The sequence below is a fragment of the Streptococcus sp. HMSC077D04 genome, from assembly GCF_001808785.1.
GTDB lineage: Bacteria > Bacillota > Bacilli > Lactobacillales > Streptococcaceae > Streptococcus > Streptococcus mitis_BX.
Genome location: NZ_KV794445.1, coordinates 1 through 12,619, shown reverse-complemented (window position 1 = coordinate 12,619; position 12,619 = coordinate 1). Strand labels below are relative to the sequence as shown.

General features: G+C 38.9%; 7 protein-coding genes. 6 read left to right on the top strand and 1 reads right to left on the bottom strand.

Annotated elements, in window-relative coordinates:
- Nucleotides 1-3,216 (top strand): SIALI-17 repeat-containing surface protein (locus HMPREF2701_RS00125; RefSeq protein ID WP_148130484.1); only part of this gene is annotated, 3,216 nt, incomplete at its 5' end.
- Nucleotides 3,217-3,451: 235 nt separating this feature from the next.
- On the opposite strand, the gene HMPREF2701_RS00120 is transcribed toward HMPREF2701_RS00125, so the two are convergent.
- The gene (locus tag HMPREF2701_RS00120) at nucleotides 3,452-4,000 is read right to left on the bottom strand and encodes an NADPH-dependent FMN reductase (RefSeq protein WP_070481740.1); all 549 of its coding nucleotides are present in this window, start codon (nucleotides 3,998-4,000) and stop codon (nucleotides 3,452-3,454) included.
- 418 nt (nucleotides 4,001-4,418) lie between these two features.
- On the opposite strand from HMPREF2701_RS00120, the gene HMPREF2701_RS00115 reads away from it, so the two are divergent.
- The 5 genes from HMPREF2701_RS00115 to HMPREF2701_RS00095 all read left to right on the top strand — a co-directional run.
- Nucleotides 4,419-5,615: an MFS transporter gene (locus HMPREF2701_RS00115; protein ID WP_070481738.1), complete on the top strand. Its 1,197-nt coding sequence runs from the start codon at nucleotides 4,419-4,421 to the stop codon at nucleotides 5,613-5,615.
- Nucleotides 5,616-5,800: 185 nt separating this feature from the next.
- Nucleotides 5,801-6,289: a cell wall elongation regulator TseB-like domain-containing protein gene (locus HMPREF2701_RS00110; protein ID WP_042750837.1), complete on the top strand. Its 489-nt coding sequence runs from the start codon at nucleotides 5,801-5,803 to the stop codon at nucleotides 6,287-6,289.
- The gene (locus HMPREF2701_RS00105; protein ID WP_070481736.1) at nucleotides 6,286-7,464 is read left to right on the top strand and encodes a pyridoxal phosphate-dependent aminotransferase; all 1,179 of its coding nucleotides are present in this window, start codon (nucleotides 6,286-6,288) and stop codon (nucleotides 7,462-7,464) included. The genes HMPREF2701_RS00110 and HMPREF2701_RS00105 overlap by 4 nt, the downstream gene beginning before the upstream one ends.
- Nucleotides 7,465-7,480: 16 nt before the next feature.
- Nucleotides 7,481-8,824 (top strand): asparagine--tRNA ligase, encoded by a 1,344-nt coding sequence (gene asnS, locus HMPREF2701_RS00100; protein ID WP_020902243.1) that lies wholly within the window; start codon nucleotides 7,481-7,483, stop codon nucleotides 8,822-8,824.
- A 253-nt stretch (nucleotides 8,825-9,077) separates the two neighbouring features.
- A partial coding sequence (locus tag HMPREF2701_RS00095) for a mucin-binding protein (protein WP_148130483.1) occupies nucleotides 9,078-12,619 on the top strand: 3,542 nt, incomplete at its 3' end.

The window sequence follows — 12,619 nt, the reverse complement described above, 5'->3', positions numbered from 1 at the left end:
TGGGACAAAGAAGGCAACATCAAGGGACCTAAGGGTGATAAAGGTGAACGTGGAGAAGATGGTAAGACTCCAGAAGTAACTGTAACTCCAGGTAAAGATGGTCATAGTACCGACATTACATTCACTGTTCCAGGTAAAGATCCAGTTACAGTAAATGTTAAGGACGGAGAAAATGGTCTGAACGGTCAAACTCCAAAAGTTGATTTGCTTCGTGTCGAAGGACAAAACGGCAATCCATCTCATACAATTGTGACATTCTATACTGATGAAAACAATGATGGTAAGTATACTCCAGGAACTGATGAACTTCTAGGTTCTGAAATGATTAAAGATGGTGCTAAAGGTGCGGACGGACGTGATGGTAAATCATTGCTTACTGTCAAAGATGGTAAAGAAACTAAAGTTTACCAAGAAGATCCAGCACATCCAGGTCAACCATTGAATCCTGAAAAACCTCTTGCAGTTATTAAAGATGGAGTGGACGGTGTCTCTCCAACAGTAACAGCTGTTCGTAAGGATGAAGAAGGGCATAAGGGTGTAGAAATCACGGTGGATAACCATGATGGTTCACAACCAACTACAGTCTTTGTTCAAGATGGTGCTAAGGGAGAAACTGGTGCAACCGGTCAGGATGGACAAACTCCTACAATCACTACTCAACGTGGACAAGATGGCCAAAGCACTCTTGTAACTATCACAACACCAGGTAAAGATCCAGTAACCTTTACAGTGAAAGATGGTAAGAATGGTAAAGATGGACGTACACCATTTATTGACTTAAATGCATTGGTGGAAGCAGTTAGAAGAGGTGTTGGATCAACTTCTAATTCACAACCTTCTGGAACATCAAGAAGTGCAAGAAATAGAAGAGCATTACCAGATGGAGATAGAAGTGCAACTGAGTCATCAGAAACAGTACAACCAACAACTACAGATTCAACAGGTACGCAACCAGAAACTACAGATTCACAACCAGTAAATGGTACTCGTATTACAGCATACTATGATAATAATGGTAACGGTAAATACGATCCAGGTGTGGATGAATTAATTGGTACAAGTGATATCTTGAATGGTACAAATGGACGTAATGGTACAGATGGAGCTTCTGGTACAAATGGACGTAACGGTGCTGAATTACTAAGTGGAGTTACTGCCCCAACTGCTAATGATGGTAAAGACGGTGATACTTATATCGACGCCAATACAGGTGATGTTTACAAGAAAGAAAATGGTTCTTGGAACAAGATTGGTAATATCCGTGGACCTCAAGGAGTAGCCGGTGAAAAAGGCGACAAAGGCGACAAAGGTGAAAAAGGTGAAAAAGGTGAAAACGGAGCTAATGGAGCAGACGGTAAATCACCAGTTGTAAATGTAACGGACAATGGAGATGGAACACACTCTATTACTGTTAGAAACCCTGATGGTTCTGAATCAACAACTAAAGTTAAAGATGGTAAAGACGGTAAAACTGCCAATATCACTACAACAGAAAATCCAGATGGAAGCCACACAATTACTATAACAAATCCAGATGGAACAACTAAAGAAACAGTTGTTAAGAATGGTAAAGATGGTAAGACTCCAAAAGTTGAAGTGACTGATAACAACGATGGAACTCACACTGTTAAAGTTACGGATGGAGATGGCAATGTTACGAATGCTATCATCAAAGATGGTAAAGATGGTAAAGCTGCAACAGCAACAACAACAGAAAACCCAGATGGAAGCCACAGAGTAACAATCACTAACCCAGACGGAACGAAGAATGAGTTTGTTGTTAAGAATGGTCGTGACGGTGTTGACGGACGTACTCCAACCGCATCTGTTCGTGATAATGGAGACGGAAGTCATACAATCGTTATTACAAATCCAGAAGGTGTGACAACTGAAACCACAGTTCGTGATGGTAAATCACCAAAAGTTACAATAACTGACGAACAAAATGGAACTCATAAGATCTCAGTTCTAAATGGAGATGGAACAACTACTGAAACAATCATTAAAGATGGTAAATCACCAGTAGCAACTGTTAAAGACAACCATGATGGTACTTACACAATTCGTGTAGAAAACGGTAATGGTACTGTTTCTGAAACCACAGTTCGTGACGGTAAATCACCAACTGCTAAGGTTGTGGATAACGGAGATGGAACTCACACTATCACAGTTGTGAACTCAGACGGTACAACTACAACAACTACAGTTCGTGATGGTAAAGAACCAAAACTTGAAGTGATTGATAACAACAACGGTTCACACACTATTAAAGTGACAGGAGCTGATGGTAAAGAAACTACAACTACAATCTTTGATGGTAAATCACCAAAAGCGAACATCGTTGATAACGGAGACGGAACTCACACATTAACAATCATAGATTCTGATGGTCGTCAATACAAATCTATTATCAAAGATGGTAAAGACGGTAAAGATGGCGTTTCACCAACTGTAACTGTTAAAAATAATAACGACGGAACTCACGTTGTTACAATTACTAACCCAGATGGAAGCAAGACAGAAATGGTGATTAAAGACGGAAAAGATGGTAAATCACCAAAAGTTTCTGTTGAAGATAATGGTGATGGTAGTCATACAATCACAATCATCAATTCTGACGGAACTGTGACAAAAACAGTTATTAAAGATGGTAAAGATGGACGTGATGGTCGCGACGGCAAAGATGGTAAATGTGGATGCCAAGACAAACCAGTAACACCATCAAATGACAAACCAGTTCCTCCAACACCTAATATGCCAGAAGGACCAACATTTGCAATGCCAGAACCACCAGTTCATGAATTGCCAGAATTCAACGGTGGTGTTCCAGGAATGCCAGAGGTTAATGAATTGCCAGAATTCAATGGTGGAGTACCAGGTATGCCAGAAGTCAATGAACTTCCTAATCCAGAAGTTCCAGGAATGCCAACACCTCCAGTTCATGAAATTCCAGAATTTAATGGCGGAGTACCTGGTATGCCTGAAGTTAATGACAAACCAGGTTCAAACATTCCTGAAGTTCCAACACAACCAAATCCAAATGTACCAGTTCAACCGGTAACACCATTAACTTCTAACCCAGTAGTACCAACTACAGGTAAAGAAAAACATGGGGACAAATTACCAGAAACTGGAAGCCAATCTGATTATATCTCTGTTCTTTTAGGTAGCGGTATTCTATTGAGCCTATATGTAGGTCGAAGAAAAGAAGATTAATCAGCAACAAGCAGTCACTAATTTCTCGAAAGAAGATGATAAGTGATAGATCTCGAATGAAAGAATATTCTTAGAACGATTTTCCATGATGGAAAAGACTGCTAAAAACCTTGAGTGGTAACGCTCAAGGTTTTTTTGGATGGCTGATGTTTGTCTGAGAATCTTGATAGAGTCTAAAAAAGCCACCCTATGAGGTGGCGATAATTGATTTAGACTTTTAAAAATTCTTTATTTTTTATTGAATTGCTACGACCAAGTCTTGAGCTTGTTTTTCAAGTGAGTTTAGGACTGTTTCTTCAAGAACCAATTTTCCGTCTGCCCAGGCAGAGTCGTTAACACGTGCAGCAGTAAAGTCACCAACGACTTGTGTACGTATGAATGGCAAGAGGTCTTTGTAAATAGCGAAAAGTTGATCGTGACCTGCATTGGCTACAGATGATACGGTGACAAACTTGTCTTGAAGGGCAGAAGCGCCACGTGTATCAGACAAGTCAAGAGCGCGAGATAGCCAGTCAAGCAAGTTTTTCACCGTACCAGGGATAGAGAAGTTATAGACTGGAGAGAAAATCCAGATGGCATCCGCAGCGAGAACTGCTTCACGAGCAGCAGCTACAGCTGGATGTGTTGGAACTTCCAAATCTTGGCTGAAGAGAGGAAGGGTTGAATAATCAAGGTAGCTAACCTCTGCTTTACCAGCAAGTGCTTTCTCAGCTTCGAGAGCCATTTGGTGGTTGAAAGAACCTTGACGTAGTGATCCGACGATAAATAATACTTTTTTAGACATGATGTGTCTCCTTTTTCTTAAATTTTCGAGAAGTCTCTCGTTGTTATAAAATATATTACAACAAAACAAAAGGACTTGCAAGAAATTTGCTCAGAGTTTATTTGAAAATTATAAAATTGCTGAAACTCTAGTCAGTTGCCACTGGAAAAGTAAGAACTGTTTTTTGGATTTTAGTTTTCTTTGATTTTATAGGAGTATTCCAATATTCTCTTGTAATATAATGACATAAGTGCTAAAATAAACAAGAAAACTAGCAATAGAAACCGCAGAACAGCTATTTTCCGGTATCATTTCATAAATCATTAAAGGAACAATAATGGCATTGAAGAATGCTTCTAAAAGGGGTGGAGATCATGTAAGGCAAAGATTAACAAGTGACGGACAAAAGAAATAATAATACACTTGTTAAGGAGAAAAGATGTTAATAAGAAATTATCGGAAAAATATTGGCCTGATGGCCGGAGTTGAGTTTTTTGCATTTCTAGGGATTACCAGTTTTTGGATTCTCTTTCTCAGTCAAAACGGAATGTCTCTTTGGCAGATTGGACTTCTGGAGAGTATTTTTCATACGACCAGTCTTCTCTGTGAAATTCCATCTGGTATGTTAGCTGACCGCTATTCCTATAAGACCAACCTTTATTTAAGTCGTATAGCAGGGATTGTGTCTTCTATTCTTATGTTGGCTGGGCAGGGAAATTTTTGGATTTATGCGCTAGCTATGGCGATAAGTGCCTTGTCTTATAATTTTGATTCAGGAACAAGTGCAGCAATGGTCTATGACTCGGCTGTAGAGGCTGGGCTAAAGGAGCGCTATCTATCCATTTCAAGTTTCATGTCAGGAGTAGCAGAAGGAACTCGTTCTTTGGGGACAGTGTTGGCGGGATTTTTTGTCCATGGTCAATTGCACCTGACCTACTATATCATGATTGCCACTTCTATCATAGTTCTTGTCTTGATTTGGATGCTGAAAGAGCCCAGTGTCAAGCTAGAAAAAACTGATAGTGTGACCATGAAACAGATTATTTGGACTGTTAAGGAAGAGTTGGAGCGAAATCCCATGCTCTTCAACTGGATGATTTTGTCTCAGATTGTTGGTACACTCATGTGCATGTTTTATTTTTACTATCAAAATCAGTTACCAGATTTAAGTAGTTGGCAAATTTCATCAGTTATGCTACTTGGTAGTCTCTTAAATATCGTCGCAGTCTATCTAGCGAGTAAGATTGGAAAGAAATATGCTGCCTTGAAGCTTTTCCCTGTCCTTGTCTTGCTGACTGGCGTCACCTATATGCTGTCCTACTTTGGAACACCTCTAATCTATATTTTGGTTTATTTGATTAGTAATGCTCTATATGCTCTTTTTCAGCCGATTTTTGATAATGATTTGCAAGAGCGACTCCCAAGTGAAGTAAGGGCAACCATGCTGAGTGTCTACTCTATGATGTTTAGTCTAAGTATGATTGTGTTCTTCCCACTGACAGGCTGGTTGATTGACAATTTAGGCTTTGTAGTAACATTTCTTTATCTAGGATCCTTTTTAGTCATGATTAGCCTTCTACTGACTATCTTTTTAGGAAAAATGGCTAAAAGAATAGATGATAAAATGATTCCATAGATTAAAAGAATTTCTGAAAACTTGAGTGCAAGCTCAGGTTTTTTAATACGGTGATTTCGCTTGTGTCTATGCTTTTCTCTCTCGGTTTTAAACAAGAAAAATCGGTTTACTTTGAAGGAAGAAATAAAATACGATTGTTCTTGTATTCACTTGTAATAAAGCCCAATAGATGGTAAAATAGACGAGTGAAAACAAGACAAAATAAAGCAAAAAATAATCTACTGTGGCAGTATGGTCTAGGGATGACGATTTTGTTTGTGGTTATCAGTGCTTCCTTTCTGTATCTGGTTTCTCTTAGCATGAAACCTTATCAAACAGCTAAAAGTGAAGGAGAAAAATTAGCTCAGCAGTATGCAGGACTAGAGCAGGCTGATCAGGTTGATTTATACAATGGCTTGGAATCTTATTACAGCGTTCTTGGTCGTAATAAACAGCAAGAAGCACTTGCTGTCCTGATCGGAAAAGATGACCATAAGATTTACGTTTATCAGCTAAATCAGGGTATTTCACAAGAAAAAGCAGAAGCGGTTTCTAAGGAAAAAGGAGCTGGCGAGATTGACAAGATAACCTTTGGCCGTTATCAAGACAAGCCAATCTGGGAAGTCAAGTCAGGCTCTGATTTTTATCTAGTAGATTTTGAAACAGGAGCATTGGTCAATAAGGAGGGCCTATGAAACTATCCAACCGTGTTTTAGAAATGGAAGAAAGTGTCACTTTAGCTAGTGATGCGAGAGCAAAAAAATTAAAAGCTCAAGGTAAGGATGTCCTTTTCTTGACCTTGGGACAACCAGATTTTCACACTCCTGAAAATATTCAGGATGCAGCAGTTAAAGCTATTCGAGAAGGACAGGCTTCCTTCTATACAGTAGCTTCAGGCCTACCAGAATTAAAAGCTGCGGTGAACACCTACTTCGAGCGCTACTATGGCTATTCTGTCGCAAGTAACGAGGTTACCTTTGCTACAGGTGCCAAGTTCTCCCTCTATACTTTCTTTATGGCTGTAATTAATCCTTTAGATGAGGTTATTATTCCAACTCCATACTGGGTTAGTTATGGAGATCAGGTCAAGATGGCAGAAGGCGTTCCCGTCTTTGTTCCTGCTAAGGAAGATAACCACTTTAAGGTAACTGTAGAGCAGTTAGAAGCAGTTCGCACTGATAAGACCAAGGTTTTGGTTCTCAATTCACCATCTAATCCGACTGGTATGATCTATACTCGTGAAGAATTACTAGCTATCGGAAATTGGGCAGTTGAGCACGACATTCTGATTTTAGCTGATGATATATACGGTCGCCTTGTTTATAATGGAAATGAATTTGTTCCAATCTCAAGTCTATCAGAAGCAATTCGTAAGCAAACCATTGTCATTAACGGTGTATCAAAAGCTTATGCCATGACAGGTTGGCGGGTAGGTTATGCAGTGGGTGATCCAGAAATCATTGCAGCTATGAGTAAATTGACGGGACAAACAACTTCTAACCTAACTGCTGTTTCACAATATGCAACCATCGAAGCCCTAACTGGACCGCAAGATTCTGTGGAAGTTATGCGTCAAGCATTTGAAGAACGTCTCAATACCATCTATCCACTCTTGTGTGAAGTCCCTGGTTTTGAAGTTGTCAAACCACAAGGAGCTTTCTATCTCTTTCCAAATGTCAAAAAAGCTATGGAGATGAAAGGATATAGCGATGTAACAGCATTTACAACGGCTATTCTTGAAGAAGTTGGTCTGGCCTTGATTACAGGAGCTGGATTTGGAGCGCCAGAAAATGTGCGCCTCAGCTATGCGACAGACCTAGACACGCTTAAAGAAGCGGTTAACCGCTTGAAATCATTTATGGAAAAATAAAAGAAAAGGAAAAATAATGACAAAACGTGTAACGATTATCGATGTAAAAGACTATGTTGGTCAAGAAGTGACGATTGGCGCTTGGGTTGCCAACAAATCAGGAAAAGGGAAAATCGCCTTCTTGCAATTGCGTGACGGGACAGCCTTCTTCCAAGGTGTGGCCTTTAAACCAAACTTTTTAGAAAAATTTGGTGAAGAAGTGGGACTTGAGAAGTTTGATGTCATCAAACGCTTGAGCCAAGAAACGTCTGTTTATGTGACAGGTATTGTCAAAGAAGACGAACGTTCTAAGTTTGGCTATGAGTTGGATATTACAGACATCGAAGTAATCGGTGAATCTCAAGACTACCCAATCACACCAAAAGAACACGGAACAGACTTCTTGATGGATAACCGTCACTTGTGGCTCCGTTCTCGTAAGCAAGTAGCTGTGATGCAAATCCGTAACGCTATCATCTATGCAACTTATGAGTTCTTTGACAAGAACGGCTTCATGAAATTTGATAGCCCAATCCTTTCAGGAAATGCGGCAGAAGATTCAACTGAACTCTTTGAAACAGACTACTTCGGAACGCCAGCCTACTTGAGCCAATCAGGTCAGCTTTACCTAGAAGCAGGCGCTATGGCCCTTGGTCGTGTCTTTGACTTTGGTCCTGTATTCCGTGCTGAAAAATCAAAAACACGCCGTCACTTGACTGAGTTCTGGATGATGGACGCAGAGTACTCATACTTGACACATGATGAGTCACTTGACTTGCAAGAAGCTTATGTGAAAGCTCTTCTTCAAGGTGTTCTTGACCGTGCACCTCAAGCCTTGGAAACTTTGGAACGTGATACAGAGCTCTTGAAACGCTACATTGCAGAGCCATTCAAACGCATCACTTACGATCAAGCCATTGACCTCTTGCAAGAGCATGAGAATGATGAAGATGCTGATTACGAGCATCTTGAGCATGGAGATGACTTTGGTTCACCACATGAAACTTGGATTTCAAACCACTTTGGTGTACCAACATTTGTCATGAACTATCCAGCAGCCATCAAAGCTTTCTACATGAAACCAGTTCCTGGAAATCCAGAGCGTGTGCTTTGTGCAGACTTGCTTGCTCCAGAAGGCTATGGAGAAATCATCGGTGGGTCTATGCGTGAGGAAGACTATGATGCCCTTGTCGCTAAAATGGATGAACTTGGTATGGATCGTACAGAGTACGAATTCTACCTTGACCTTCGTAAATACGGTACAGTCCCACACGGTGGATTTGGTATCGGTATCGAGCGTATGGTAACCTTCGCAGCAGGAACAAAACATATCCGTGAAGCCATTCCATTCCCACGTATGTTGCACCGTATTAAACCGTAAATAAAATAAAAAAGTTATTATAATAAAAAGAAGGGTAATTCCTTCTTTTTGTATTTTGGGTACAAAAATATTATACAAAAAGCGAGAATATATAGATCATTTTGGTTGACTGATGTTAAAAACATATGGTAAAATTGAACAATGAGTATTGTGTTGTAGTTTCGTTAAAGAAGGTGTTCTTTAGCAGGAGAGGAAGGGAAAACTGAGGACTTCAACCTTATTCTAAATTAACATATATAAATAAGGGGAAAACATGTATTCAAGAATGGAAAAATACCATGGTAGAAGAGCCCAGCGCTTTTCTATTCGTAAGTATAGTTTTGGTGCGGCTAGTGTTCTTTTGGGGACTGCTCTTCTTTTAGGAGCAAATGCTGTTAAAGCTGATGAGACAAACACTGATTCTGCAAAGGCTACAGAAGTTACAAATTCTGATAAACAGAAATCTGATTCTGGTTCAACAACACCCGTTGTTGAAGAACTTCCTGAATTAAAGATTGATGCTGTAAAAGCAGATGAAAAACCTGAAGTAAAAGAAGATGCTAAAACTGAAGCTAAACCTGTAGCAGAAAAAGAAGTTACCGTTAAAGCTGAAAAAGAAAAGCCAGCTAAAGATCAAACTGATAAAAAAGAAACAGATAAAGAAAAAACTGCGAAGATCGAAACAGAAAAAGCACAAGATGAAGTGAAGACAGTTCTTACTCAATTGACTTCAGAAGCTGATGTTATGGCATCTGTAGCCTCAAACTTCTCAGATAAAGAAGTCAAAGATGAAGCGGCTAAAAAAGAACTTGCGGTTAAGATTGAGGCAGTGAAACTTGAAGCAGCGAAGTCTAATGATTTGCTTTCATCCGATGCATCTAAAGATCAAATGGTAGCTCAAGTGAATCGTCTTTCTGCTGCCATTGAAGCAGTTTATACGGAAATGAAACGTGCTGGCCATGCAGGTAAAGTAGAATCGGTATTAGCTGCTACTGCATCAAAAATTACAGGTAAAGATGTTTTTAAAGATGGAGAAACAGTTAAAGCTGTAACAAACGCTTATGTTGATATGAATGCAGATAATACGGCTCCTACAGGATGGGGATTTGATACTACTATTAGTACATCAACTCTTAAAGCAGGTTCTATTACAAAAATTGAACTTACTAACTTAGCTGAGTTAGGTGCTGGTTTGGCAAATAATACGGAAATCAGAGCGACTGATGGAACAGTAGTTGGTAAAGTTAAATCTATCGACTTTAAAACAACTACAGGAAACAACAATAATAAATCTGTACCATATTGGGCACAACGTACACAACGTGGTATGACTTATGACCAACGTGTTGCTGAGCAACCAGCGGTAGCTAACGAAACTGGAACATATACTTACAACATCGAGTGGAACGATAAAGTAAAAGACTATCCGAATGTGTCGTTTGGAGCGAGTAATTTATCGGGTGATGGATATTTAGCTCCACAAATTTCAAAAGACACTCCGTATACAGCGACTATTAAAATTGATGGGCGTACAGTTCTGGAACATACTTATACAAGAAAAGGTCAACAACCTAGCTATCAAAAACAAGGTACTAGTGCATCACTAAGTGAAAACAATGGATTGACATACCTTAACAATGAGCAAATAGGTAGAAGTGATTCAATCGTATTAAAAACTGATTCAGATGTTCGTTATGGAGTAGGATCTAAATTTACAATCAAACTTCCTAATGCAGATTTTACTGAATTCAAAGAACTTGAAGGAAGTTCTAACTTTGTAAATGGATTAAATACAGCGTCTACTATTAACCCTAATAAAGGAGATAGTATTACATATCGCCCGCAAAACCGTTGGTCTAATGCTAGAGCTAATGAAAACAATGTATGGATTTTACAAGATGGTCGAGATACTGGTTTTACATTAACACCTAGATTAATTTCACCAACGGAATTAGAACTTACTGTTACAGAAGGAACTATTCAAGAAGATTCTATAGTCTCTATGCCTCTTCAATCTTTAGGTATTGAAAAAGTAATAAAAGACAAAACTCTAACAAGTGAATATTCTAATATTACTTATGAAAATGGATTAATTAAACAAGGTTATGTAGGAAACGATAAAACTGCAGCAACTCTTACTGTATCAGGTGGAGAATCTATTAACGGTGAGAAAGAAGATGTTATAACTACAGTGCCAAACGGTTGGAGTGTTAAAGGTGATGGTAAAGTTCAAGGTGAGCCACCAACAGGTGCTGTTGTTAGAACATTCAAAGATTTAGTGACAGGTGAAGTTATAGGTTTTGAACCAACAAGATATACGGGGAATATTCCTTTAAGTGAAGATGGTTCAAAAGATTACACTAATGTACTTGGAAACAAATATGATGTAAGTAATGATCACGTAGACTTAGTTAAAGAAGTTAATGGAGAAGAATACATTCTTGCAGATCTTCCTCCTGAAAACGTAAAAGGAACACTAAGTGTTACGAAGACAAGAGCAAGAGATTTATATTCTGAAGAAGAATTAAAAGCTAAAGGTATAAATGGATCTGCATTTGTTACCCCAGCAGAGTATGATTATGTTAAGAAAACAAAAGTAGAAGAAGTAAACCGTACAATTAAATTTGTATACGCTGACAATGTTGCAGGCTTAGCGGGTACAGAAGTATTCCCATCAGAAAAACAAACTGTAAGCTACACAGGTTCAATCAAGTTAACTGCACAAGGTAAAGCGGTAATTAACTCTGAAGACAAACCAGTTTATATTAACTGGAAAGGAACTAATGGTCAAAGTACTGATCTTCCAGAACTTGCAGTACCACAAAAAGAAGGTTACATCGCAAGTGTTGAAAAAGTACCAGTACAAGCAACAACAGCTACAGATGAAGATTACGAATATGTTGTTAAATATACAGCAATTCAAAAAGCGAAAACAACATTTGTAGATGAAAAAGGAAATGCAATTCCAGGGGTAGCTGAAATTACTGAACAAGGTGGATCAGAAACTCCATTAACAAAAGAAGCTGATGTTAAAGCTAAGATCAAAGAACTTGAAAACAAAGGATATGAATTAGTATCTAATACATACCCAGAAGGTGGTAAGTTCGATACGGATAAAGATACAGATCAAGAGTTCAAAGTAACACTTAAACAAAAAGAAGTTACAGTAACACCAGATCAACCAAAAACACCAGGAACTCCAGTAGATCCAAATAACCCAGATGGACCTAAATACCCAGCTGGCTTGGAAGAAAAAGATCTAAACAAAACTGTTACACGTACAATCACTTATGTGTACGAAGATGGAACTCCAGTATTAAATGAAGATGGAACACCAAAAACAGTAACACAAGAAGCTAAATTTACACGTGAAGCTAAGGTCAACTTAGTAACAGGTGAAGTGACTTACGGAGACTGGACACCAGCACAAGACTTAGCTGAAGTTAAATCACCAGTAGTTAAAGGATACTTAGCTGACAAAGCAAGTGTACCAACTACAAAAGTAACTGCGGATTCAAAAGATGCTACAGAAGTAGTAACCTACAAACCAATCGGTTCATGGATTCCAAATATTCCAGGACAACCAACAACTCCAATCAAGTATCCAAATGATCCAGCAGACCCAACAAAACCAGGGCAACCAACAGAAGTGTTACCATACGTTCCAGGATTCACTCCAGAAGATAAAGATGGCAACCCACTTAAACCAGTAGATCCAACAGATCCAACAAAAGGATACGAAGTACCAAATCTTCCAACAGATCCAAGTCAAGATACACCAATCAACTACGTAGCAAACAAAGCTAAACTAGTAGT

Coding starts and splice junctions, on each gene's coding strand:
- HMPREF2701_RS00120 (WP_070481740.1), bottom strand. CDS start 4,000: ATGTCTAAAAAAGTATTATTTATCGTCGGATCACTACGTCAAGGTTCT.
- HMPREF2701_RS00115 (WP_070481738.1), top strand. CDS start 4,419: ATGTTAATAAGAAATTATCGGAAAAATATTGGCCTGATGGCCGGAGTT.
- HMPREF2701_RS00105 (WP_070481736.1), top strand. CDS start 6,286: ATGAAACTATCCAACCGTGTTTTAGAAATGGAAGAAAGTGTCACTTTA.
- asnS (WP_020902243.1), top strand. CDS start 7,481: ATGACAAAACGTGTAACGATTATCGATGTAAAAGACTATGTTGGTCAA.